This is a genomic window from Rhodococcus sp. (in: high G+C Gram-positive bacteria), from assembly GCF_049591685.1.
Lineage (GTDB): Bacteria > Actinomycetota > Actinomycetes > Mycobacteriales > Mycobacteriaceae > Rhodococcoides.
This window is the reverse complement of record NZ_JBAWFH010000372.1, coordinates 1-23741: the sequence shown is the minus strand read 5'-3', so window position 1 is coordinate 23741 and position 23741 is coordinate 1. Positions and strand designations below refer to the sequence as shown.

Annotated in this window: 20 protein-coding genes and 1 pseudogene; 15 read left to right on the top strand and 6 right to left on the bottom strand. The window is 64.8% G+C overall.

Annotation, left to right across the window (positions count from 1 at the left end; all coding sequences use genetic code 11):
* Positions 1 to 483 (bottom strand): annotated as a pseudogene (locus WBQ44_RS15670) (isochorismate synthase); the annotation flags it as partial.
* A gap of 192 nt (positions 484 to 675) precedes the next feature.
* Here WBQ44_RS15670 and WBQ44_RS15665 point away from each other — a divergent pair.
* The 3 genes from WBQ44_RS15665 (at position 676) to WBQ44_RS15655 (ending at position 4534) form a co-directional block, all read left to right on the top strand.
* Complete coding sequence (locus WBQ44_RS15665) at positions 676 to 1575, top strand: siderophore-interacting protein (protein WP_495567592.1); 900 nt, start codon at positions 676 to 678, stop codon at positions 1573 to 1575.
* A gap of 127 nt (positions 1576 to 1702) precedes the next feature.
* Positions 1703 to 2707, top strand: a complete 1005-nt coding sequence (locus tag WBQ44_RS15660) for an ABC transporter substrate-binding protein (RefSeq protein WP_495567591.1) — start codon at positions 1703 to 1705, stop codon at positions 2705 to 2707.
* The gene (locus WBQ44_RS15655) at positions 2708 to 4534 is read left to right on the top strand and encodes an SIP domain-containing protein (protein WP_495567590.1); all 1827 of its coding nucleotides are present in this window, start codon (positions 2708 to 2710) and stop codon (positions 4532 to 4534) included. It abuts the gene before it with no gap.
* Between the two features lie 18 nt (positions 4535 to 4552).
* On the opposite strand, the gene WBQ44_RS15650 is transcribed toward WBQ44_RS15655, so the two are convergent.
* Complete coding sequence (locus WBQ44_RS15650; protein ID WP_495567589.1) at positions 4553 to 5992, bottom strand: MDR family MFS transporter; 1440 nt, start codon at positions 5990 to 5992, stop codon at positions 4553 to 4555.
* Positions 5993 to 6054: 62 nt separating this feature from the next.
* Between WBQ44_RS15650 and WBQ44_RS15645 the strand changes: the two genes are divergently transcribed.
* Complete coding sequence (locus tag WBQ44_RS15645; protein WP_495567588.1) at positions 6055 to 6939, top strand: phosphoribosylaminoimidazolesuccinocarboxamide synthase; 885 nt, start codon at positions 6055 to 6057, stop codon at positions 6937 to 6939.
* Entirely contained in the window at positions 6936 to 9074 is a 2139-nt protein-coding gene (locus WBQ44_RS15640) for a S9 family peptidase (protein WP_495567587.1), read from the top strand. The genes WBQ44_RS15645 and WBQ44_RS15640 overlap by 4 nt, the downstream gene beginning before the upstream one ends.
* Here the strand turns inward: WBQ44_RS15640 and WBQ44_RS15635 are convergent.
* Together WBQ44_RS15635 and WBQ44_RS15630 are read right to left on the bottom strand one after the other, a co-directional pair.
* A complete protein-coding gene (locus WBQ44_RS15635; protein ID WP_495567586.1) occupies positions 9071 to 9760 on the bottom strand; it encodes a response regulator in 690 nt (229 codons plus the stop codon). The two genes, WBQ44_RS15640 and WBQ44_RS15635, sit on opposite strands and share 4 nt — an antisense overlap.
* The gene (locus WBQ44_RS15630) at positions 9757 to 11292 is read right to left on the bottom strand and encodes a sensor histidine kinase (protein ID WP_495567595.1); all 1536 of its coding nucleotides are present in this window, start codon (positions 11290 to 11292) and stop codon (positions 9757 to 9759) included. The genes WBQ44_RS15635 and WBQ44_RS15630 overlap by 4 nt, the downstream gene beginning before the upstream one ends.
* A gap of 151 nt (positions 11293 to 11443) precedes the next feature.
* Here WBQ44_RS15630 and WBQ44_RS15625 point away from each other — a divergent pair, with 151 nt between their 5' ends.
* The 4 genes from WBQ44_RS15625 to WBQ44_RS15610 all read left to right on the top strand — a co-directional run bounded on the left by WBQ44_RS15625 (position 11444) and on the right by WBQ44_RS15610 (position 15003).
* The gene (locus tag WBQ44_RS15625) at positions 11444 to 12838 is read left to right on the top strand and encodes a cation:dicarboxylate symporter family transporter (RefSeq protein ID WP_495567585.1); all 1395 of its coding nucleotides are present in this window, start codon (positions 11444 to 11446) and stop codon (positions 12836 to 12838) included.
* Positions 12839 to 12980: 142 nt separating this feature from the next.
* Positions 12981 to 13487, top strand: a complete 507-nt coding sequence (locus tag WBQ44_RS15620) for a glutathione peroxidase (RefSeq protein WP_495567584.1) — start codon at positions 12981 to 12983, stop codon at positions 13485 to 13487.
* A gap of 55 nt (positions 13488 to 13542) precedes the next feature.
* A complete protein-coding gene (locus tag WBQ44_RS15615; RefSeq protein WP_495567583.1) occupies positions 13543 to 14241 on the top strand; it encodes a DUF2334 domain-containing protein in 699 nt (232 codons plus the stop codon).
* A 69-nt stretch (positions 14242 to 14310) separates the two neighbouring features.
* A complete protein-coding gene (locus WBQ44_RS15610; RefSeq protein WP_495567582.1) occupies positions 14311 to 15003 on the top strand; it encodes an LppP/LprE family lipoprotein in 693 nt (230 codons plus the stop codon).
* Here WBQ44_RS15610 and WBQ44_RS15605 read toward each other — a convergent pair.
* The gene (locus WBQ44_RS15605; RefSeq protein ID WP_495567581.1) at positions 15000 to 15644 is read right to left on the bottom strand and encodes an MBL fold metallo-hydrolase; all 645 of its coding nucleotides are present in this window, start codon (positions 15642 to 15644) and stop codon (positions 15000 to 15002) included. The genes WBQ44_RS15610 and WBQ44_RS15605 overlap by 4 nt on opposite strands.
* A 91-nt stretch (positions 15645 to 15735) precedes the next feature.
* Between WBQ44_RS15605 and purS the strand changes: the two genes are divergently transcribed.
* Positions 15736 to 15987, top strand: coding sequence for a phosphoribosylformylglycinamidine synthase subunit PurS (gene purS, locus WBQ44_RS15600; protein ID WP_495567580.1), 252 nt, complete (start codon positions 15736 to 15738; stop codon positions 15985 to 15987).
* Positions 15984 to 16661 (top strand): phosphoribosylformylglycinamidine synthase subunit PurQ, encoded by a 678-nt coding sequence (gene purQ, locus WBQ44_RS15595; RefSeq protein ID WP_495567579.1) that lies wholly within the window; start codon positions 15984 to 15986, stop codon positions 16659 to 16661. The genes purS and purQ overlap by 4 nt, the downstream gene beginning before the upstream one ends.
* Here the strand turns inward: purQ and WBQ44_RS15590 are convergent.
* Positions 16628 to 17485 (bottom strand): hypothetical protein, encoded by an 858-nt coding sequence (locus WBQ44_RS15590; protein WP_495567578.1) that lies wholly within the window; start codon positions 17483 to 17485, stop codon positions 16628 to 16630. The two genes, purQ and WBQ44_RS15590, sit on opposite strands and share 34 nt — an antisense overlap.
* Before the next feature lie 69 nt (positions 17486 to 17554).
* On the opposite strand from WBQ44_RS15590, the gene WBQ44_RS15585 reads away from it, so the two are divergent.
* From WBQ44_RS15585 to WBQ44_RS15570, 4 genes are all read left to right on the top strand, one after another.
* Complete coding sequence (locus tag WBQ44_RS15585) at positions 17555 to 18862, top strand: M18 family aminopeptidase (protein ID WP_495567594.1); 1308 nt, start codon at positions 17555 to 17557, stop codon at positions 18860 to 18862.
* 71 nt (positions 18863 to 18933) lie between these two features.
* Entirely contained in the window at positions 18934 to 21210 is a 2277-nt protein-coding gene (gene purL, locus WBQ44_RS15580; RefSeq protein ID WP_495567577.1) for a phosphoribosylformylglycinamidine synthase subunit PurL, read from the top strand.
* A gap of 74 nt (positions 21211 to 21284) precedes the next feature.
* On the top strand, positions 21285 to 23009 hold the full coding sequence (locus tag WBQ44_RS15575; protein WP_495567593.1) for an alpha/beta hydrolase: 1725 nt from the start codon (positions 21285 to 21287) through the stop codon (positions 23007 to 23009).
* Positions 23006 to 23593 (top strand): CPBP family intramembrane glutamic endopeptidase, encoded by a 588-nt coding sequence (locus tag WBQ44_RS15570; protein ID WP_495567576.1) that lies wholly within the window; start codon positions 23006 to 23008, stop codon positions 23591 to 23593. Before WBQ44_RS15575 ends, WBQ44_RS15570 begins: the two co-directional genes overlap by 4 nt.
* Positions 23594 to 23741: the final 148 nt, after the last annotated feature.

Sequence of the window (23741 nt, the reverse complement as noted above, 5' to 3'; positions counted from 1 at the left end):
CCTGTGTTCGCCGCCCGCACTGGACAGGTCGACGAAGAACCCGTTGCCCGCCGGATTACCGGCGACGAGTGCTGCCAGTAGCGAAACCGGTTCCGCACGCGAGGAGGCCCGCAGTTCCAATCGGCGGGCCAACACCACTTTCTCCAGCGGCGAGTCTGGCTGTTGCAGAATCGAAATGGCGCTCTTCAGCCGAGTCAGATGCTCTGATTCGTCCACCGCCGACGCGGTGAAGCTCGGCAACACGGGTATTTTTCGAGATGGCTGCCAGGGCATCGGATGGTGGTGCAGCGAGTCGACGACCGACAACGCGGCCGGCCGCGTGCGGTCGAATGGCAGAGCCCCCACGACAGCCGGTGCCGTGGCATCGCGGAGTGCCGCAACAGCTGCCTCGACGTCGTTCAGTTCGCGTAGGGGTTGCCCCGCAATCACCGAACCGTGTGGTCGCGACAGCGTGAAAAGATGGGAAAAGGCCGTGGAAGTCATGGTCCCTCGCTCGCGGTCGTACTGGAATGTTCGATGAGCTGTGCGTCGAGGTGTCCGAGCGCGCTCTCGACGTCTTCTCGGCCACGAAAGGGCCGTACCTTGCGAGGGTAGGCTACCCTGGTTCTCGATGGTTGTGGATGGCTCTCGTTACTGCTGACACGCACGAACATCTGGACGGAACGAGGCAGACGGATGACGCACAAGCGTTCGAACGACAGGGGTTTCTACTTTGCCGAGGTCGCGGCGGTGGAACAGCTGACCAAGCACATGGTCCGCGTCACGTTCGGCGGCGACGACGACGTGGCGCACTATCAACCCCTGGGCGCACCCGACGAATGCATCACCATCTTCTTCCCCCGCGACGGGGAGAACCGCCCCCCGGCCATGACCGAGGTCGACGGTGTCTGGTGGTACCACGGCGTCGACGACGTTCCGGAAGGCCGCAACTACACCGTTCGCCGACACGAAGGCGGACAACTGGTCGTCGATTTCGTCGCTCACGAGGGAGGCGTCGCTGCCTCGTGGGCGCTTCGGGCCACTGTGGGGCAGGTAGTCGGATTCACCCGACCACGGTCCTGGTACGCGGTGCCGAGGACCGCGGACTGGCAGTTGCTCGTCGCCGACATGACGGGTCTGCCGGCATTGGGCCGCATCGTCGAACAGCTTCCCGCCGGTGCGAAGGCGCACGTCATCGGCGAGGTGCTCGAACGCAGTGATATCCAGCAGTTCGAGACCGCGGGCGACGTCACGTACGACTGGCGAATCGGTTCCGGCAACGGCGATTGCGCAAGCGTTCTCGACGATGCAGTGAAGAACTTCCCGATCCCCGATGGGGAAGGATACGTGTGGTTCGCGGGCGAAGCATCGTGCTCGCGCAGCGTCCGCAAGTTCGTCCGCAAGACCCTCGGCTTCCCGACGCGTCAATTCGAGATCATCGGCTATTGGCGAGCCAACTCCGAACAGTGGCTCAAGAAGTACGAGAAGTTCCAGGAAGAGGCCCTCGCCGTGTACAACGGCGCTCTCGAAGCAGGCCGTAGTCAAGCCGAAGCAAGCGAAGAATTCGATGCCATGCTCGAGCGCGTCGGGCTTTAGCCGGCTCCGCTGGTCTCGAGCGGATGGGCCACCGGGCGAGCTGACTCACCACATCGACAGCGATTTCGCTTAGGCTGCGATTTCAGTTGAGTAGTACTGAAGTCAAGAGCCTTCGAAGGGATCCTTCTTGTCCGAGTTAGTTGTTCGACGACGCGGCCTGCATGCCGCTGCTGTATTGGCCGCGGTCGCGATCGGTCTTACCGCCTGCAGCGACGACACGTCGGACGTCGCCACCCTCACAGATACGAGTAGCGCGACCCGGACAATCGCGACCGAGAAAGGTGACGTCACGGTTCCTGCCGACCCGCAGCGAATCGCTGTCCTGTCGGCCGGTCTTGCCGGGTATCTCTTCACACTCGACGCGCCGATCGCAATCACCGACACCCGGTTGCTCGGCGTCACCAATCTCGACGGCGGATTCCCGCCACAGTGGGCCGAGAAGGCCGAGGCGCAGGGCACCGAGGAGCTTCCGGCGGGGGAGGCTTTGAACATCGAAGCCGTCGCTCAGGCGAAACCGGACCTCATCATCGGTGGCGGACAGGGTATTTCTGCAGTACAGGCAAATGACGCGTACGACCAATTGACGGCCATCGCGCCGACCGTCCTGATCCCGACGACGGTCAACACCTGGCAGGGCCAGCTCGAAGCAGTCGCCGACGCCGCGGGCGAGTCGGACAAGGTCGCGGGTCTCCTCGACGCCTACGACGCCAAGGTCGCCGAGGTGAAAGACGCCATCACGGTTCCAGGATCGCCGGCGGCGTATCTGTTGTCGCTCAGCACCAACGAGCCTGCCTTCATCCCGCAGACGGCCACGTTGCCAACTTTGCTCGAGGCCGTCGGTCTCGAGCCCGACGACGTGCTCGCCAAGGCCGACAATCCCGAACTCTACGGATCGGGTGACTCCTTCATCATCAGCACCGAACTGCTGGCGCCGGTCGCAAACGCGCCGGTGATCATCGTGGTTCCAGTAGCAGGACGCACCCTCGAGGAGTTGAAGCGGGACCCGGCGTATGCGGGCTTACCTGCATTTGCATCCGGCAACGTGTTCGAGCTACCTGCCACGAGTTACCGGCCGGACTACGACGGCGTCATCTCGACTCTGGACCAAGTCCAGACGCTGTTCGCCAAGTAGATGGCGGGGACGGTACGTGAGGTCGAAATCTTCCCGATCTGCCTGCGCGAAATGGACGTTCTGACCGTCGAGGACGTCACTCCCGGTATGCGACGGGTGATCCTGGGTGGACCGGCGATGCGGAGTCACCACCGCGATGGCGTCGAGCTTCCCGACGTCAGGACAACAGGGTTCGACGACGACATCAAGTTGCTCCCGGTCGACCCCGCCACCGGATCGTTGCCGTTCGCGGTACCGACCAACCTCGACAACGGGACGGTGGACTGGCCCGCCGGGTCGTTTCCGTACAGCAGGACCTACACCGTCAGGAGGTTCGACGCGTCGACCGGTGAAATGGCCGTCGATTTCGCGTTGCACGTCGGCGGTCTGGCATCCGATTGGGCGGTTTACGTGCAGCCGGGCGAGAAGATCCTGGTTGCCGGGCCGAAGCACTCGTCCGGCCTGCCACGCGGCGCGCAGTGGATGTTGCTGGCAGGTGACGAGACAGCTTTGCCTGCCATCGCTCACTGTCTCGAAAAGCTTCCGCACCACCTGCCCGCGACCGTCGTCATCGAGGTGGGAGAACCGTCTCATCGACAGGAGCTCGAGTCTGTTGCATCGGTGGACATCACCTGGCTGTTCCGATCCGAGAACAAAGGTCGATCCAGGCTGGTCGAGACCGTCCAGAGTGCGCAGTGGCGTAGTGGTCAGCCATACCTGTGGGTCGCGGGTGAGGCGACGACGATAAAACCACTGCGACGCTGGGCGAAGCAGGACCGCGGAATTGCCAAGGAATTCGTCGAGATCGCCGGATACTGGAGAAGGCGCGACGCACCTGCGACGAGAGCTCGGGGTGCGGAAGCCCGGGTTGAACCGGCCGATCGCGTCCACGAGATGTCCGAACTCCTTCCACCGCTGGCGGTCAGAACCGCGGTGACACTCGGTGTGTTCGAGGCCGTCGACAGCGGATCGAGCACAGTGCTGCAGATCGCGGCAGTATGTAGGACGGATGCCAGGGCAACGACGAAGTTGCTTCGGCACCTTGTTCTGATGGACCTGCTGGGGCTCGACGGGGATAATTACGTGTTGACCGACACAGGGTCCGTTCTCGCCGAACAGGATTCGTTTCTCACCCGAGCGCTGCACTTCGATGACATCGATACGCGTATGGAATTGGCGTTCCTCGGATTGCTCGAGTCGGTTCGAAGCGGCTCCGCCGCTGTGGATCACAGCTTTGCGCGAAAACAATCGCAGCCAGGCTTCCTCGACGGCTTCCACGAGAAATGCGCGTTCGACGCGGTGTACCGGGCGCCTGCCCTCCCTGACGCTGTGGACCTCGGCGGTGTTACAACCGTGGCGATCTACGGTGAAGCTGCAGGCGTGTACGCGGATGCCCTCGTTCGGTTACAAGACGACGTGCAGGTTGTACTCGTCGGTCTACCCGCCATGAACGACCGCAATTTCGCTGACGTGGCCGAGACCCGCCGCCGCCGAGTGCAACGCATCGATGCCAGTGAGTTTGCTCCTCTCGCGGAGCCGGTGGATCTCGCCGTTGTCGTCGGCGTGGTCGATGTTCATCCCGACGCCGATGCGCGGGTTCTGCTTCGCACCATCGCGTCGTCGTCGACGCGAACGGTGTTGATCACCGAGGTTTTCGACCCCGTCACGGCCGATGACCACGACACCGAAGACGACCTGCTGCAGTTGTGTCTTCACGGGACCGGGCGTCGCACCGCCGAAGAATTGCTCGTGTTGGTGGTCGAGAGTGGTTTCGACGAACCACGACTCGGATCCCTCGGCTGGGGTTCGACGGTGGTCGAGTTCACAGATTCGGCTGGTCGCCCCTGAGCGGAAGCACTCAGGCCCTCACGGCCGTCCACTGGTTTGCGCCGGGGTCTTCTTCGGCATCAGCGCCGCGGCAGCGAGCATCAGTAAGGCTGCGCCGAAGACACCGACGAAGACCAGGTGGATTGCGTCGGACAACTGTGCCGGCTCGGGATCTTCGGAGACTCGCGAGTTGACGATGGCGCCGAAGATCGCCACCCCGACGGCGCTGCCGATCGAGCGCGCGAACATATTGGTCGACGTTGCTACACCTCGTTCCTCCCATTCGACGGACGACTGCGCGGCGATCAGCGTCGGGCTGGCGATGAGGCCCATGCCGAGGCCGACGACGAAGCACACGGCAGCGATCATCCAGATTTTCGAACCGGCGCCGAGTAGGGTCGCCAGACCGGTGCCGAGCACCGCGATCAAGCCGCCGGTCATCGCCGTTGCGCGGAATCCGAAACGCAGATAGAGCTTGCCCGACAACGATGCGGAGATGGGCCAGCCCAGCGTCAGGGTCGCCAGCGCGAAACCGGCGACGATGGCGCCGGTACCCAGCACCCCCTGGACGAACGTCGGAACATAGGACGTCAGCCCCAGAACGATCGCTCCGACGAGAAGTGAAATGAAGCTGCTGACGACGAGGACGCGCCGGGTGAAGACCCACAGCGGCAGAATCGGCTCGGAAGCGCGGGTCTGCTGCCACGTGAACAGTGCGAGCGAGACCACCCCCACCGCGAAGATACCGATGGATGCGCCCGACGACCACGCCCACGACTGCCCTCCTTCGAGCAGGCCGAGCAGCATTGCAGCTGCGCCCATCGTCAGGAAGGTTGCCCCGAGGTAATCGATCTTCGGCCTGGTGCCGGTGACCGGTCCCTCGTGGAACCGACGAATCAGCATCCACGCAGCCAACATGCAGAGCGGGATGTTGACGAAGAAGATCCAGCGCCACGACAGGTATTCGGAGAAGATGCCGCCGAGTGCCGGACCGAGCACCGAGGACATCGCCCACACACTCGCGAGATAGCCCTGGGCTTTCGCGCGTTCCCGCAGGGTGTAGATATCGCCCGCGATGGTGATGGACATGGGTTGGACGGCTCCCGCACCGAGACCCTGGATCGCCCGGAACGCGATGAGCGCAGGCATGCTCCACGCCAGGCCGCACAGCACCGATCCGAGCAGGAATACACCGATTCCCCAGAGCATCACTTTTTTGCGGCCGAAGAGATCGGCAAGCTTGCCGTACACCGGTACCGACACGGCCTGGGCGAGCAGGTAGATGGAGAACAACCACGGGAACTGACTGAACCCGCCGAGGTCGCCGACGATGGTGAGCACTGCCGTCGCGATGATCGTGGAGTCCAGCGCGACGAGCGAGGTGCTGAGCATCAGCGCGATGAGCACCGGCCCACGCTCGGAGCGGAACCCGACGTCGGCGACTCCGCCGTCACCTGAGACCTTCTTGTTCGTTGCCATTACCAACCATTGTTCCCTGTCGAGAACGTGCCGCGTCACCAGGTGAAGATAGGGTTGGTTTCGTGCGTCCAACTCTCAGTAGCTACCAGCATCTGGCCGGCGGCAAGGTTCGCGATCTCTACATCGTCGACGACGACCATCTCCTTCTCGTCGCCAGCGACCGCATCTCGGCCTACGACCACGTCCTCGACACCCCGATCCCCGACAAGGGACGCGTTCTGACCGCGATGAGCGTGTTCTTCTTCGCCGAACTCGGTGGGGTGAACCACCTCGCGGGCGATCCGCTCGACGAACGCATCCCCCAGGAACTGCTCGGACGCGCACTCGTGGTCAAGAAGCTCGAGATGGTTCCCATCGAATGCGTCGCGCGCGGGTACCTCACCGGGTCCGGGCTCGCCGATTACCGGCGCACCGGCGCGGTCTGCGGCGTCGAACTGCCGGAGGGGCTCGTCGAATCCAGCAAGTTACCCGAGCCGATCTTCACGCCCGCCGCGAAAGCCGCGATGGGCGAGCACGACGAGAACGTCGACTTTCAGGCCGTGATCGACAAGGTCGGTGAAGCCCTCGCTGTCAAGTTGCGCGAGGACACCCTCGAAATCTACTTCCGGGCAGCCAACTTCGCCCTCGAACGCGGAATCATCCTGGCCGACACCAAGTTCGAGTTCGGGCTCGATCGCGAGGGCAACCTCGTGCTCGCCGACGAAGTGTTGACACCGGATTCCTCCCGGTACTGGCCCGCCGACGGCTACGCGGAGGGCCGCGTACAACCGAGTTTCGACAAGCAGTACGTCCGCGACTGGCTCACCGAGCAGTCGGGCTGGGACCGCCACGGTGACACACCGCCGCCTGCGCTCCCGGACGACGTCGTCGCTGCAACACGTGCACGGTACATCGAGGCCTACGAACGGATTTCGGGCCTCAACTTCGAAGATTGGGTCAAGCCATGACAGTAACTCCTCCCATCTCCCCGCCGATTGCCCAGAAGGTGCCGCACGAGCGGACCCACCACGGCGACACGTTCGTCGACAACTACGAGTGGCTGCGCGACAAGAACGATCCGGAGGTCATCGCGTACCTCGAAGCGGAAAACGCCTACACCGAGCAGCAGACGGCCGGCCTCGACGAACTGCGCGGAAAGATCTTCGACGAGATCAAGTCGCGCACCCAGGAAACGGACCTGTCCGTACCCACTCGGATGGGCGAGTGGTGGTACTACTCGCGCACCATCGAAGGCAAGTCGTACGGCCTCCAATGCCGTTGCCCCGTCGACTCTCCTGAGGACTGGACGCCGCCCGAGCTCTCGAACGACAGCGGGGTCCACGGCGAGCAGGTGCTGCTGGACTCCAACGTCGAAGCAGAGGGGCACGACTTCTTCTCCCTCGGCGCATTCTCCATCAGCCGCGACGGCAACCTCCTCGCGTACTCGACGGACACCGAGGGCGACGAGCGATACACGTTGCGCTTCAAGGATTTGCGGACCGGCGAGATGCTGCCCGACGAGATCGAGAAGGTCTCGACGGGCGCCACCTGGTCGTTCGACCACGGCCACGTGTTCTATCAGACCGTCGACGAATCCTGGCGCCCCGACACCGTGTGGCGGCACAAGCTGGGTACTCCGACGGCAGACGACGTCAAGGTGTTCCACGAGCCGGACGAGAGTTACTGGGTCGGTTTCGGCTCCACCCGCAGCGAGAAGTACCTGCTCATCTGGGTCGGCTCGAAGATCACGTCCGAATGCCTGGTCCTCGAGTCGGAAGACCCCGAGGGCGAGTTCCGTGTCGTACTGCCGCGGGTCGACGGCATCGAGTACAGCGTCGAGCATGCCGTGGTGAAGGGTCAGGATCGGTTCTTGATTCAGCACAACGGGTCCGTCGACGGCTGGGGCACCGACGGGGAGAAGGCCGTCAACTTCATGCTGGCCGACGCTCCCGTCAACGACCCGACGGATCAGACCGTCCTTGTTCCGCACCGCGACGACGTGCGGCTCGAGGACGTCGACGCTTTCGCCGATCACCTGGTTCTGAACTACCGCCGCGAGGCGTTGACCCGAATGGCCATCTGGCCGTTGACCGTCGACGGCTACGGCGAATATCGCGAGCTCGAGTTCGACGAGGAGCTCTACGCCGTCGGCGCGGGATCGAACCCCGAGTGGACGCAGCCTCTACTGCGCATGGTGTACACCTCGTTCATCACCCCGGGGCAGGTATACGACTACGACCTGGCGACCGGAGAACTGCTGCTGCGCAAGTCGCAGCCCGTGCTCGGCGGCTACGACGCGGCCGACTATCTGCAGCAGCGCGATTGGGCGGCCGCCGAGGACGGCACTCGAATCCCGCTGTCGATCGTTCGCCGCAAGGATGTTCCGGACGGCCCCGCGCCGACGCTGCTGTACGGCTACGGTTCGTACGAGGCCTCGATGGATCCGTCTTTCTCGGTGGCGCGGTTGTCGTTGCTCGACCGGGGGATCGTGTTCGTCGTGGCCCACGTGCGCGGCGGCGGCGAAATGGGGCGCCTCTGGTACGACAACGGCAAGATGCTGACGAAGAAGAACACGTTCACCGACTTCGTTGCCGCAGCACGCCATCTCATCGACACCGGCAGAACGTCGCCGGAGCATCTCGTCGCCGACGGCGGCAGTGCTGGCGGGCTGCTGATGGGCGCCGTCGCCAACCTCGCACCGGAGTTGTTCAACGGCATTCTCGCGAACGTGCCGTTCGTGGATCCGCTGACCTCGATTCTCGATCCATCCCTGCCGTTGACGGTCATCGAGTGGGATGAGTGGGGAAACCCTTTGGCCGACAAGGAGGTATACGACTACATGAAGTCGTACAGCCCCTACGAAAACGTCGAGGCCAAGGACTATCCGGCCATCCTCGCGATCACGTCGATCAACGACACCCGCGTGCTGTACGTCGAACCCGCCAAATGGATTGCGGCACTTCGGGCCACCAAGACAGGCGAGACGGACCTGCTGCTCAAGACCGAGATGAACGCCGGACACGGCGGCGTCAGCGGTCGTTACGAGAAGTGGAAGGAAGCGGCGTTCGAATACGCCTGGATCGTGCGGCAGACCGGCGCCTAGCGGACCTGCTTCCAGACGTACCGCACCTGCGGGCGGCCGGCCTTGCCGTATTCGGTGTTGCGGACGACGAGGCCGTCGTCTGCGAGGCGCTCGAGGTAACGCCAAGCCGTCACGCGGGAGACCCCGACGAGCTTGGCGGCTTCGGACGCGTTCAGGCCTCCGGGTGCGTCACGGACGATGGCGGTGACCCCGTCCATCGTCTGCGGCGCAATACCTTTGGGAGTCGAGGCGCGCTCGTCGGCGGTGCGCAGGTGCGACATCGCGCGATCGATGTCGCGTTGGCTGGCTGCGTTCTCGCCGGCGGGTAGGGCGTCGTGGAATTCGCGATAGCGCTCGAGCTTGTCACGGAAGGCCGCGAAGGTGAACGGCTTGAGCAGGTACAGCACAACGCCGTGGGCGACCGCGGACCGGACCACGGCCAGGTCGCGCTCCGAGGTGATGGCAATGACGTCGGGGCTCGGGCGCAATCCGCCCAGTGCCGCGGCGACATCGATGCCGTTGGCGTCGGGCAGGCCGATGTCGAGCAGAACGAGATCGATCGACGGGTCGGCTTCGCTTGCAGTTCGCAGTGCCGTGGAACCGGTGTGCACCACATCGACCACAGTGAACCCCGGCACTCGTTCGACGTAGGTTCGGTGGGCTTCGGCGATCAGCGGCTCGTCCTCCACAATGAGCACGCGAATCACGATGCGGATCCGAACGGGATGGTGGCGGTGAGGACGGAGCCGTAGGTGACCTCCGAGGTGAGCATGCCGCGGTAGCGATTGACCACCTGCGTCACCAGTGCCAGGCCGATGCCGCGGGACCCGGCCTTCGTGGAGTATCCCCGGGTGAGTGCCGTCCGGAGTACGTCGGCGGGCATTCCCGGACCGCTGTCGGATACCCGAACCAGCAGTTCCGTCGCCGAGTCACGCACGGTCACTTCGACCCACGGCTGTTCCGCTTCCTTCGAGGCATCGATTGCATTGTCTATCAGATTGCCGACCAGCGTGACCAATTCCCGCGGAGTTAGAACACCCGCATGATCTAGGGCTGTGTCCTCGGTGACCGTGAGCTCCACGCCCTGTTCCGCTGCCTGGCTCACCTTGCCGAGAAGAAGTGCCGCCAGCGCGGGTTCGCCCACCGACGCCATCAGGCGGTCGATGAGATGCTGGGAGAGCTCGAGGTCGGCCGTCGCGAATTCGACTGCTTCGTCGGGCCGTCCGAGCTCGACCATGGTGATGACGGTGTGCAGACGGTTGGCCGATTCGTGTGCTTGCGAACGCAGCGATTCGGCGAAACTGCGCACCGAGTCGAGTTCGCCCATCACACCCTGCAATTCGGTGCGGTCACGAATGGTCAGCACGTCGCCGAGCCGGTACCCGCCCCACAGCACCGGGTCCTGATTCACGACGAGCACCCGTGTGTCGGTCAGGTGGAGTTCACCCGCCGTGTCGGATGACATGTGCTGCAACGACTCCGGCAGGTCCTCCCGTCGCACCGGCCCGTCGGGCAGGTCCAACAGACGCCGTGCCTCGTCGTTGACTATTTCGGCGGTCCCGTTCTTGTCGAACACGACGAGGCCTTCGCTGATGGAGTGCAGGACGGCGTCGTGATGCTCGTACATCGTGCGCAATTCGTCGGGAGCCATGCCCAGGGTCTGGCGACGCAGGCGCCTGCTCAGAAGAACCGAACCGATCGTCGCGACGACGAAGGCAGCGAGCACGACGCCGATGATGAGGGGCAGACCTTTGAAGAACTGGTCGCTGATCTTCGCTCGGGTGACGCCGGCGGACACGAGGCCGACGACCGCGCCGTCCGTGTCGGTGACAGGGGTGACCGCGCGGATCGACGGACCGAGTGACCCGACGTACGTCTCGGTGAACGTCTCGCCGGCGAGAGCTCGGTCGATGTTGCCGCTGAACGGTTTGCCGATCAGGTCGACGGTCGTATGCGTGAACCGGGTGCGATCGGGCGCCATGACCACGATGAAATCGACGCCGGTGACCATTCGGATGCGTTCGGTCTCGGGCTGCAGCAGGGCCGTCGGATCCTCGGCCGCGATCGCGACGGGCGTCGACGGTTCGTTGGCAATGCTCGCCGCGATCGCAACGACTTCGCGGCGCGTCGCATCGTCGCTGTTGTCTCGTTCGTTGACGATGGTGAGGATCGCCCCCGCCAGCACGATGACGGCCATGACGATCAATTGCAGGACGAGAACCTGCCCCGCAACGCTCATCGGGCGTTTCGCCACTGTTCACGCCTCGTTTCGTCGACTGTTCCTGTGAACAGAATGAACGTATTCGTGACTACGGTCACGATCTCGACCACCATCGTCCTCTAGCAAGGCAGTGATCCAACTCACTCCATAAGTCACAAAGGACGTACCCATGACTACCAGCATCGTTGCTGACGGCAGCCGGAGCCCCGAGCCGGAGCCGAAGAAGAAGCGCGACAAGACCCACTGGCTCTACATCGCGGTGATCATTGCCGTGGTGGCGGGCGTCATCGTCGGCCTGACGGCCAAGGAGTTCGCGGTCGATCTCGCGGTCCTGGGAACCCTGTTCATCGCACTGATCAAGATGATGATCAGCCCGGTCATCTTCTGCACCATCGTCCTCGGCATCGGCGCGGTGAAGGCAGCCGCCAGCGTGGGGAAGGTCGGCGGACTAGCACTCGCCTACTTCATCACGATGTCCACCATCGCCCTCGGTATCGGCATGTTCGTCGGCAACCTGATTCAGCCCGGTCAGGGTCTGAACATTCCGTCGAGTGGTGCGGTCGACAAGTACGTCGAGCAGGCCGAAGGGGCCGGCGGCACGATGGACTTCATCGCCGGAATCATCCCGGAGACCCTCGTCTCGTCGCTGACCGAAGGAAGTGTCCTGCAAACACTCTTCGTCGCCATCCTTGTCGGTTTCGCGTTGCAGGCCATGGGCAAGCAGGGTGAAGGCATCCTCAAGGGCATCGGCTCTGTTCAGAAGCTGGTCTTTCGCATCCTGACGATGATCCTGTGGCTCGCCCCCATCGGAGCGTTCGGTGCCATCGCAGGCGTCGTCGGCGCAACTGGTTTCGATGCAGTGATCCAGCTCGGCACGCTGATGCTGGCGTTCTACATCACCTGCTTCATCTTCGTGTTCTTCTTCCTCGGCCTGATCTTGAAGTTCGTGTCCGGCTTCTCGATCTTCAAGCTGGTGAAGTACCTGGCCCGCGAATACCTGCTCATCGTCGCCACCAGCTCGTCCGAGTCGGCTCTGCCACGTCTGATCGCCAAGATGGAACACGTCGGGGTCGAGCGCACCACCGTCGGCATCGTCGTCCCGACCGGCTACTCGTTCAACCTCGACGGCACCGCGATCTACCTGACGATGGCCTCGATCTTCATCGCGGACGCCATGGCCATGCCGCTGTCGATCTCAGAACAGTTCTCGCTGCTGCTGTTCATGATCATCGCCTCCAAGGGTGCAGCCGGAGTCTCCGGTGCAGGCCTCGCAACACTGGCCGGCGGCCTGCAGAGCCACCGTCCCGAACTGCTCGACGGCGTCGGCCTCATCGTCGGCATCGACCGGTTCATGTCCGAGGCCCGCGCGGTCACCAACTTCTCCGGCAACGCAGTTGCAACCCTGCTGGTGGGAACCTGGACCAAGACCATCGACGCTTCCCGCGTCAAAACCGTGCTCGACGGCGGCCTGCCGTTCGACGAGGAGACCATGGTCGACGACCACCTGCCCGAGGACGATCGTCGTACCTCCGGCTCGGAGGACGTCGCCAAGGTGAAGGTCTAGCAGAGGGCCTGCCGGGCGCCGAGCATCCCACCGTCGCCCGGTTCGGAAAAATAGGAGAAGCGGCTCGCCCACAGGTGAGCCGCTTCTCCCTTTTGAAGTGGTCGGTTCCCGTTCGTCGGGTACTCACAGGTAGATTCGGGCAATGACTGAAGTCCAGAACATCGGCATCAACACGCTGGGCGGTGCGCCCACCTCGCTCGATGAGTACGCAGGCAGGGCGGTCCTGGTGGTCAATGTCGCATCGAAGTGTGGCTTGACGCCCCAGTACGCCACGCTCGAAAAGCTGGCCACCGAATACGCCGCCAAGGGCCTGTCGGTCATCGGCGTTCCGTGCAACCAGTTCGGCGGACAGGAGCCCGGCACCGCCGAGGAAATCGAAACGTTCTGCTCCACCACCTACGGTGTCACCTTCCCGATGATGGAGAAGGTCGACGTCAACGGCGAGAACCAGCACCCGCTGTACGCCGAGCTCACCAAGGCCGAGGACGCCGACGGCAAGGCCGGCGACGTCCAATGGAACTTCGAGAAGTTCCTGATCTCACCCGACGGCGTCGTCACCAACCGTTTCCGCCCCCGCACCGAGCCGGACGCCCCCGAGTTGCTGGCTGCGATCGACAAGATCCTGCCCAAGGAGAACATCGCCGTTTAGCCGCGGTCCTTTCCGTCGTCGAGCCTCGTTCACCTTGGTGTGCGAGGCTCGAGTCATGTCTGGACGGCTGATCGTGTCGGTGAGCGGCATCAGAGACGACACCTGCGAGCACGCAGCGGAATTCGCTGCCGAACTCGACAAGCGCAACGTCTCCCTCTCGCTTCTGGTTGCTCCGCGGCTCAAGGACAAATACCGACTGACCCAGGACGAGCACACCCAAGAGTGGTTGCGAAGCCGACGTAACGTCGGCGACTCGGTCGTTCTCCACGGATACGACCAGGCTGCGACCAAGCGTCGGCGCGCCGAGTTCGCGACGCTGCCCCGGCACGAGGCCAGACTGCGCCTTATGGCAGCCGATCGAGTGATGGAGCAGACCGGGTTGCGGACGAGGGTGTTTGCCGCGCCGCGCTGGCTGGCTTCGCCCGGCGCCGTTGCGGCTCTGCCCGATGCGGGATTTCGAATGATCGTGGGGATCAACGCAATTCACGACCTCGAGTCGGGATCTATCTCGCGCGGCCGTGTGCTGGGAATCGGCGAAGGCTTCAAGGCCGAACCCTGGTGGTGCCGCGCACTGGTCATCGGCGCCGGGCGGACAGCGCGCCGCGGGGGGTTGGTGCGGTTGGCCGTCAGCGCCAAGCAGCTCGGACGTTCCGGCCCGCGCCAGGCAATTCTCGACGCTGTCGACCTCGCGCTCTACAGCGGCGCAACCCCCTCCGTGTACGAACACAGCCGCCAGATCCACCGGGCGGCGTAACCGGAGTAACAGACCCGCCGGTCTCGAGGATGTAGCACTCGAACAGCACCCCGACTTCGAGGCGGCGACATGACACGGTTCATTACTGGAGGTCTGCGGATCGTAGCGTTCGGCGTTGCCGCGGTGATGACACCCGTACTGGCGGGGTGCACAGACGCCGAGGACGGCACAATCACTGCCGTCACCACTTCGTCGCCCGCGCCGGGCCGGCAGAACCTGCCCGAGCGGGCCGCTCCCAACGCTGCGTTCCCGCCGCCGGCTACTGGCATACAGCCTCCGGCTATCGACATACCGCCGCTGCCCACGGAAGTCGAAGTGCCTGCCGAGCCACCTCCGGAATACGCGTCGCCAGGTGCTGCGCATCCCGCCGTATGCCTTGCTCTTCGCTCGCCCACGGTGACGGACGCAGTCGCGTCGCTCCCGCAGTACTTCGACGGGGCCGCGTGGGTGGCCTACGAGATGGGCGAGAAGTGTGCGTCGTTCACCTGGGTGTCGGCGACCTCGGTGGGCGCGACAGCGAGCACGCCCGACCACCATCTGTTCTTCGCCGACGGTGTCTACCTCGGCACGGCAACGGCCGAGCCCTACAGCTTCTCGTCGGTGACCGGCCAGACCCTCGATACCGTCACCGTCGGCTACCGCTGGCTCGTCGGCGACGACCCCAATGCGAACCCGTCCGGCGGCCCCGCCCTCGTTCGTTACCAGTGGAACGGGTCGAGTGTGACGATGATGGACGACTTGCCGCCCGAGGTCACCGGCTAGAGCTCGACGCTCGACTCCTCGTCGAACGTCCGGAACTCGGTGGCGTCGGCGGCCATCTCCCGGAAGCGCCCGTAGTAGATGCCGCGCGCCTGCTCGGCGACGATTCCCTGATGGATGGGAAAAGCGACGCGTGGAGCGACCGCACGCAGGAAGTCGACCGTCTCGGAGATCTTGGACCACGGCGCAGCTGCAGGTAGAGCGAGGACGTCGACTTGTCGTTCCGGAACGAACAGGGAATCGCCCGGATGGAAGAGCTGCGACGGATTCTCCGGCGTCCCGAACAGATATCCCGTGTTGTCGATCACGGGAAGCTCGGGATGGATGACGGCGTGAGTGCCGCCGACGCCCGTCACCTGGATACCGCCGACCGAGAACACGTCACCCGCGTGCGTGGCCGTCCAGCGGTCGCCGAGTTGCGCCGCCGTCATCGGGTCTGCGTACAGCGCCGCGCTCGGATTTCCTTGCAGCAGAGCGGGAAGTCGCTCGAGATCGGCATGGTCGGGATGCTGGTGCGTGATCAGAACAGCGTCGAGTCCGGTGATGCCCTCGAAGCCGTGCGAGAACGTACCGGGGTCGACGAGCACCGTCGTGCCGTTCGATTCGACGAGTACACAGGAGTGTCCGAAGTGTGTCAGTCGCATGGCCTCCACAGTAAGCGCAGTTTCGCGGCCGACGCTGGGGCTGCGTACACTTCCTTTCTGCCGGTACCGATCTTTCTCGAGGAGCTCACCCGTGGCCCGTGTTGTTGTCGATGTCATGCCCAAGGCCGAAATTCTCGATCCGCAGGGTCAGGCCATCGCGGGCGCACTCGGCCGTCTCGGTGTCGCCGGGGTGTCCGACGTACGTCAGGGCAAGCGGTTCGAGCTCGAGGTCGACGACAGTGTCGACGATGCCGAACTGGAGAAGATCGCCGAGTCGCTGCTCGCGAACACGGTGATCGAGGACTGGAAAGTCACCCGCCTCACAGGAGAACCCACAGCATGAGTGCCCGAATTGGTGTCATCACCTTTCCCGGAACCCTCGACGACGTCGACGCCTCCCGCGCGGTCACGTTGGCGGGCGGCGAGGCCGTCAGCCTGTGGCACGCTGACCCCGATCTTCGAGGTGTCGACGCCATCGTCGTGCCCGGCGGATTCTCGTACGGTGACTACCTTCGCGCCGGGGCAATCGCCCGGTTCGCACCCGTCATGGAATCCGTCGTCAAGGCAGCCGAGGGTGGCATGCCGGTGCTCGGCATCTGCAACGGCTTCCAGGTCCTCTGCGAGGTCGGTTTGCTTCCCGGCGCGCTGACCCGCAACGAAGCCCTCCACTTCGTGTGCCGCGACCAGTGGTTGACAGTGGAAAACACCGACACGGCATGGTCTTCTCGCTACGAAGCCGGCGCCGAGATCCTCATCCCGGTCAAGAACGCAGAAGGCCGCTTCCAGGCCTCGCAGGACGTTCTCGATCAGCTCGAAGGCGACGGCCGGGTCGTGTTCCGCTACAGCGGTTCCAACCCGAACGGCTCGCAGCGCGGAATCGCCGGCATCTCGTCCGCCAACGGCCGCGTCGTCGGCATCATGCCGCACCCCGAGCACGCTACCGAGCCGTTGACCGGCCCCAGCGACGACGGCCTCGGCATCTTCTATTCGGCGCTGGACGCAGTCATCACCGCGTAGTCGGACCACCGGGTGTACTGCCCGTCGCGCCAGTAGAAGACCTCGCGTGAAACGGGTGACTGTTGGGCGAACAGCAGGTTCGCCAACTCCCCGAGCAGGACGGCACCACGCTCGGCGTCCGCGGCGTCGCACGGTCGGTAATAGTCGATCTCATGGCTGTTGGGAACGGCGAACAGCACGCCGAACGGGCACTCGCCGAGATGGTCGGAGACGAGAGTGGGCATGTCCGCCACCTTCGACGCGAGAAAGATCGAATTGCCGCGGCGGACCTCTATGCCCACTCCGCCCTTGATCACCGTCTCGTATTCATCGAAGTCGAGCGATGCCGTGTTGGCCCGGCCTGCAGCCCAGGCCGTGTCGATGTCGCGCCCGATCAGTCCGCCATCGGGAAGCAGCAACGCCCGGCCCGGGTAGGACAAGCCCAGTACCCGCTGCGGTCCGTCGGGTGCGGACTCGACCAACGGACGGCTGTAGTCGTAGGCGTCGTACCGCGTCAGCGCGTTCGGCGGGACGATGCGTTCGCGCAACCGCGAATAGAACTCGTCGTCGGAAAGTTCCGACGGATCCGATTCGCGCACCGCCTCGGCCATCGTCCGCGCATGCATGTCGACGATCCGGTCCCACACCGACCGGTTGTTCTCCAGGCATCGGTCCATCAAATTCTCCAACGGGAACTTCGCACCCGAATCGCTACCGAGCGTCGATGCGTCGATGCGCCGCACATCGACGCCGTGGCGGCGAAAAGCGTCGATGGCCTTCAGGCTGATGACAGCGAGAGTTGTTGCTGCCGAGGCTTGCTCGGCCAACGTCGTTCCAGATTTCATAGTGTTCCCCTGATAGTCGATGCCGAAGAAGAAGCGGTCCTTGGTGTGTTCGACGCGACGGCTGCCACAATGGTTCCCATGCTCACGAATGCGTCCGCTGCGGGCCTGTGCAACTTCGTCGACGTCTCGCCGTCGCCCTTTCACGTGTGCCGGACGGTGTCGGTGCAGCTCGAAGAGGTCGGATTCGTACGCGTCGACGAGAGCAAGGCCTGGCCGACCGACCCCGGCAGGTACTACCTCATTCGCGGTGGCTCGCTCGTTGCCTGGAGTACCGAAAATGAGGGCCCGTTCCGCATCGTCGGTGGCCACACCGACAGCCCCAACCTCCGGGTCAAACAGCACCCCGACCTCACGTCCGCCGGCTGGCAGATGGTGGGCCTCGAACCGTACGGCGGAGCGTGGCTCAATTCGTGGCTCGACCGCGACCTCGGCATCTCCGGTCGGCTCAGTGTTCGTGACGCCGGCGCCCCGGACGGGAGTGGCCTGCGGGAGGTGCTGGTAGATATCGACGAGCCGATCCTGAGGGTGCCGCAGCTGGCCATCCACCTCTCCGAGGACCGCAAAGGCGTCACCCTCGATCCGCAGCGGCACGTCAACGCCATCTGGGGCACCGGCACTGCACCCAGGTCGTTCCTGCGTTACGTCGCCGAGGAGGAAGGCGTCGACCCCGACGCCGTCCTGGGCTGGGAGTTGATGACGCACGATCTGGCTCCGAGTTCCATCGTCGGCGCCGAGTCCGAGCTGGTCAGCGCGCCCCGTCTCGACAACCAGGGCACCTGCTACGCCGGAACGCAGGCGCTCCTCGCGGCGGTGTCGGCCCCGGCCTCGGTCACTCCGGTACTTGCGTTGTTCGACCACGAGGAGGTCGGCAGCATGTCCGACCGCGGAGCCTTCTCCGATCTGCTCAACACCGTGCTCGAGCGCATCGTCCTGGGCCGCGGCGGCGGGCGCGAAGAGTTCCTGCGCACGATGGCCGGTTCGGTCTGCGCTTCCGGCGACATGGCCCACGCGACGCATCCCAACTACCCGGACCGGCACGAGCCGGCACACCGCATCGAGGTCAACGGGGGGCCGGTGCTCAAGGTCAATCAAAACCTCAGGTATGCAACCGATTCCACCGGTGCCGGCGCCTTCGCCCTGGCGTGTGAGCAGGCCGGGGTTCCGATGCAGCGCTACGTCCACCGCGCCGACCTCCCGTGCGGCTCGACCATCGGGCCGATCACGGCGTCGAGGACGGGACTGTCCACCGTCGACGTCGGAGCCGCCCAGCTCGCGATGCACTCCGCTCGGGAGCTGATGGGTGCGTCCGACATCACCGCCTACGCCGACGCGCTGGCCGCGTTCCTGACGCCCGCCGAAATGAGACAGCACGGCTGATTCTTCGGTTGTCGGCCGTTCCCGATAGACTCTCCGAAGGCATTTCGCTCCAGGAAGGGACCCCACTCCTCGTGTCCGTCGATACAGTTTCAGCCGCAGCCGCCACGCCAGACGTAGCGCAACCGTACAGGGAACTCGGACTCAAGGACGACGAGTACACCCGCATCAAGGAGATCCTCGGTCGTCGGCCCACCGACGCCGAGCTGGCGATGTACTCGGTCATGTGGAGTGAGCACTGCTCGTACAAGTCTTCCAAGGTGCACCTGAAGTACTTCGGCGAAACCACCACCGACGAGATGCGCACCTCGATGCTGGCGGGCATCGGCGAGAACGCCGGCGTCGTCGACGTCGGTGACGGCTGGGCCGTCACGTTCAAGGTCGAGAGCCACAATCACCCGTCGTACGTCGAGCCTTACCAGGGCGCTGCCACCGGTGTCGGCGGCATCGTCCGCGACATCATGGCAATGGGTGCCCGTCCGATCGCCGTCATGGACCAGCTGCGTTTCGGTGCTGCCGATGCACCCGACACGCGCCGCGTGCTCTCGGGCATCGTGTCCGGAGTCGGTGGCTACGGCAACTCCCTCGGCCTCCCCAACGTCGGCGGCGAAACGGTGTTCGACGCCTCCTACGCCGGCAACCCGTTGCTCAACGCACTGTGCGCCGGTGTCATGCGCGTCGAAGACATGCACCTCGCGTTCGCCTCGGGCGTCGGCAACAAGATCATCCTGTTCGGAGCCCGCACGGGCCTCGACGGCATCGGCGGTGTGTCCGTGCTCGCTTCGGAGACGTTCGACGGTGACGAGCAGGGATCCGGTCGTAAGAAGCTGCCCGCGGTTCAGGTCGGGGATCCGTTCGCGGAGAAGGTGCTTATCGAGGCGTGCCTCGAGCTGTACGCGGGCAAGCTCGTCGTCGGAATCCAGGATCTCGGTGGTGCCGGACTGTCCTGTGCTACTTCGGAACTCGCGTCCGCCGGTAGCGGTGGGATGCATATCTCGCTCGAGCAGGTTCCGATGCGCGCGACCGGCATGACTGCGGCGGAGGTGCTCTCCAGCGAGTCGCAGGAGCGTATGTGCGCCGTCGTGACGCCCGAGAACGTCGACGCATTCATGGCCGTCTGCAAGAAGTGGGACGTTCTCGCCACCGTCATCGGTGAGGTCACCGACGGCGACAACCTCGAGATCACCTGGCACGGCGACGTTGTCGTGGACGTACCGCCGAAAACCGTTGCACACGATGGGCCGGTGTACAACAGGCCCGTGCAGCGCCCCGCCTCGCAGGACCAGCTCGTCGCGAACACCACGGCGTCGCTGCAACGTCCGCAGAACGCCGACGAGCTCAAGGCGACGCTGCTGAAAATGATCGGCTCGCCGCAGCTGTGCAGCCGCAAGTTCATCACCGAGCAGTACGACCGCTACGTCCGCGGAAACACCGTCCTCGCCGAGAACGCCGACGCGGGCGTCATCCGGATCGACGAGAAGACGGGCCGCGGAATCGCACTCGCCACCGACGCATCCGGTCGCTACACCGCGCTCGACCCCTACCGGGGTGCGCAGCTCGCTCTCGCGGAGGCGTTCCGCAACGTCGCCGTCACCGGTGCAACGCCCAAGGCCGTCACCAACTGCCTCAACTTCGGCTCGCCGGAGGACCCAGGCGTCATGTGGCAGTTCCAGCAGGCCGTTCGCGGTCTCGCCGACGGATGCGTCACTCTCGGCATCCCGGTCACCGGCGGAAATGTCAGCTTCTACAACCAGACCGGCTCCGAGCCGATCCTGCCGACACCGGTCGTCGGCGTGCTCGGCGTCATCGACGACGTGCACCGTCGCATCCCGACCGGCCTCGGCCTCGAACCCGGTGAGACCCTCATCCTGCTGGGCGACACCCACGACGAGTTCGACGGATCCATCTGGGCCCAGGTCGAACACGACCATCTCGGCGGGGTCCCGCCCAAGGTCGACCTCGCGCGTGAGCAGCTCCTCGCCGACATCCTATTGGCAGGTTCGCGCGACGGCCTCGTCAGTGCAGCACACGATCTGTCCGAGGGTGGGCTCGCGCAAGCCGTCGTCGAAGCAGCACTTGCCGGTGAAACCGGTTGCCGCATCCTGCTTCCCGAGGGATCCGACGCATTCACCATGCTGTTCTCCGAATCCTCCGGTCGAGTGCTCGTCGCCGTGCCTCGCACCGAAGAGACACGCTTCACCGGAATGTGCACCGCCCGTGGTCTGCCGTGGACGCGCATCGGCGTCGTCGACGAAGGCTCGGACGAGATCGAGGTTCAGGGGCAGTTCTCGGTGTCGATGACCGAACTCCGCACCACCTTCGAGAGCACCCTGCCCGCACTTTTCGGGTAGTCGTGCCCGGGGGAGAATCGGCTGGGGGAGAGGTCAGCGAGGTCGAGCGCGAGCACGTCCATGTGCTCGACCGTATTTCGCTGGACTTCGCCGTGCCCTCCCCGGAGAAGCACCCCTTCGTCATGTGGCTGTGGGGGCTGCTGAAACTCGACTTCACGGGCATCGCATTCGGCGCGCTGTTCTTCTGCTGGTCGCTCACACCGTCGCTGCTGCCGCGGGACTGGTTGTTCCAGGGTCTGATCGGCGGAATCAACGCGGCCGTCGGCTACGCCTTCGGGGTCGTCGTCGGATGGGCCGTGCACCGCTTTTTCCTCGTGAGAAGGTCGTGGTGGCCTCTGCCGCCGAAGGTCGAACTGTGGCTGAAAATAGCCACCCCGGTGGTCGCGACCATCGCAGCGTTGTACATGCTCTACCTCTCGGCCGGCTGGCAACGCCAGCTCGCAGCGCTGATGGATGCCGAAGGAACCACGACCACAGGCTATTTCCGCACCGGAGCGCTGAGCATCGTCGTCGGTGCACTGCTGATCGCGACGACGCGGGTACTGCGCGATCTCATCCGGTTCGTTGCCCGGCAGGTCAACAGGGTCGTCAAGATGCCGCGCGAAGCGGCGAACGTCATCGGCGTCGTACTCGTCGTGGTGCTCGTCTTCGCACTGGTACAGGGCGTCGTCCTGCGCGGTATCTCTACCGTCACCAACTCGGTGTTCAGCCTGCAGAACAACGAGACCCGTGAGGGCGTCGAGCAACCCACCCGCCGAGAGCGGTCCGGTAGCCCGGATTCGCTGGCACCCTGGGACACACTGGGATTCGAGGGACGAAACTTCGTCTCCAGTGGACTCAGTGCCGCGGAGATTTCCGAGGGCGTCGGCCGATCCGCGCTCGAGCCGATTCGCGCCTACGCCGGTCTCGAAACCGCAGACACGCAGGAGGAGCGGCTCGACATCGTTGTTCAGGAACTCGAACGCACAGGGGCATTCGAGCGGGAGGCGCTCGTCGTGGTTCCGACAACGGGCACCGGCTGGGTCAATCCCACCGCGATCGAAGCCGAAGAGCTGATGTTCGCGGGCGACGTCGCCACCGTGGCCGCGCAGTACTCGTACCTGCCGAGCTGGATCTCCTTTCTCGCCGAACGCGAGAAGGCAGCCGAAGCGGGCAAGGCGCTCATCGACAGGGTGCGTCAACGCTGGCTCCAGGAACCGGAACAGACCCGGCCCCGGCTGTACGTGTACGGCGAGAGCCTGGGAACGCAGGCCGGTGAAGGCGCGTTCGACGGCTTGGCCGAAATCCGCGACAGCGTCGACGGCGTCCTGTGGGTCGGACCACCCAATGCGAACAGATTGTGGTCGCAGTTCGTCACCCGCCGCGACCCGGGAAGCCCCGAGGTGCAACCCGTCTACGCGGACGGACTCGTCGTTCGGTTCACCGACAACTGGGGCGGCATTCCGCCGGATGGGGCGCCCTGGCTCGAACCGCGCGTGCTCTACGTTCAGCACGCATCGGACCCGGTGGTGTGGTGGTCGCCGGATCTGCTGTTCGAACGACCGAGCTGGCTGGCCGAACCGCCGGGGCCTGACCGACTCCCCGACATGCGATGGTTCCCGATCGTCACGTTCTGGCAGGTGGCGGCCGACCTCACCAATGCGGCGGGCGTACCGGACGGGCACGGCCACAACTACGGATCCTTCGTTCTGGACGGTTGGGTAGCCGTCGCTGCGCCCGACGGCTGGACGGCACAGGACACCGAACGGGTGCGCTCGGTCATGGACGAGTACGCGGGCAGGGACGGGCCCGAGAAGTGAATCCGCTGGCGCTCGGAGCGGCAACGACGGCCTGGAGCACGGTGATCGTCCCCGCACTGCATCTCCGGGCTCGGCCGAGGGCGCTGATGAACGCAGCGTTCGGGATATCGCTCGCCGTGGTGTCCGGCCGGGGCGCGACCGATCTCGGGCTCACCCGGTGGCGCCCCGGCCTGCAGTGGGGGCTCGGCGCATCGGCGATACCCGTGGTGGCAGCCCTCGTCGTCGCGGCCGTTCCGGCGCTGGCCGAGCGAGTGCGACCGTCCGAAGACGAGGTCGCCGAGTGGATCCTCTTCCGCATCCCCGTGGGCACGGTCGTCACCGAGGAGCTCGCGTTCCGCGGCGTGTTCGACGCAGTGTCGCCGTCACTGTCGCCGGTCTTCTTCGGCCTGTGGCACATTCACCCGGCGCAACGTGCGGGTGATTCGGTAGTCGGAACCGTCCTGGGCACTGCCGCAGCGGGAACGGTGTTCTCATGGCTGCGTCGGCGCAGCGGGAGCGTGCTGGCTCCAGTGCTGCTGCACTACGTCGTCAACGCGTCGGGCGCGGTGCTGGCGGCCCGCGCACGAGACGTGGTTGCTCGATAGTTCGGCCCGCACGGCCGGATGTGCCCTGCGGACGCAACTATCGGGCAATGACGCCGCCGACCTAGGCTGGAACGCATGGCTCCGAGCAAGACCGTCACTCCCGAACAGGTGCGCGCGGCCGTTCTGGCCGTCGCCGACTGGGTAGCCG

Bases quoted from the DNA above. Each gene is read 5' to 3' on its own strand.
- WBQ44_RS15665 (WP_495567592.1), top strand. From the start codon at position 676: ATGACGCACAAGCGTTCGAACGACAGGGGTTTCTACTTTGCCGAGGTC.
- WBQ44_RS15655 (WP_495567590.1), top strand. From the start codon at position 2,708: ATGGCGGGGACGGTACGTGAGGTCGAAATCTTCCCGATCTGCCTGCGC.
- WBQ44_RS15650 (WP_495567589.1), bottom strand. From the start codon at position 5,992: ATGGCAACGAACAAGAAGGTCTCAGGTGACGGCGGAGTCGCCGACGTC.
- WBQ44_RS15640 (WP_495567587.1), top strand. From the start codon at position 6,936: ATGACAGTAACTCCTCCCATCTCCCCGCCGATTGCCCAGAAGGTGCCG.
- WBQ44_RS15630 (WP_495567595.1), bottom strand. From the start codon at position 11,292: ATGAGCGTTGCGGGGCAGGTTCTCGTCCTGCAATTGATCGTCATGGCC.
- WBQ44_RS15625 (WP_495567585.1), top strand. From the start codon at position 11,444: ATGACTACCAGCATCGTTGCTGACGGCAGCCGGAGCCCCGAGCCGGAG.
- WBQ44_RS15620 (WP_495567584.1), top strand. From the start codon at position 12,981: ATGACTGAAGTCCAGAACATCGGCATCAACACGCTGGGCGGTGCGCCC.
- WBQ44_RS15615 (WP_495567583.1), top strand. From the start codon at position 13,543: ATGTCTGGACGGCTGATCGTGTCGGTGAGCGGCATCAGAGACGACACC.
- WBQ44_RS15610 (WP_495567582.1), top strand. From the start codon at position 14,311: ATGACACGGTTCATTACTGGAGGTCTGCGGATCGTAGCGTTCGGCGTT.
- WBQ44_RS15605 (WP_495567581.1), bottom strand. From the start codon at position 15,644: ATGCGACTGACACACTTCGGACACTCCTGTGTACTCGTCGAATCGAAC.
- purQ (WP_495567579.1), top strand. From the start codon at position 15,984: ATGAGTGCCCGAATTGGTGTCATCACCTTTCCCGGAACCCTCGACGAC.
- WBQ44_RS15590 (WP_495567578.1), bottom strand. From the start codon at position 17,485: ATGAAATCTGGAACGACGTTGGCCGAGCAAGCCTCGGCAGCAACAACT.
- WBQ44_RS15585 (WP_495567594.1), top strand. From the start codon at position 17,555: ATGGTTCCCATGCTCACGAATGCGTCCGCTGCGGGCCTGTGCAACTTC.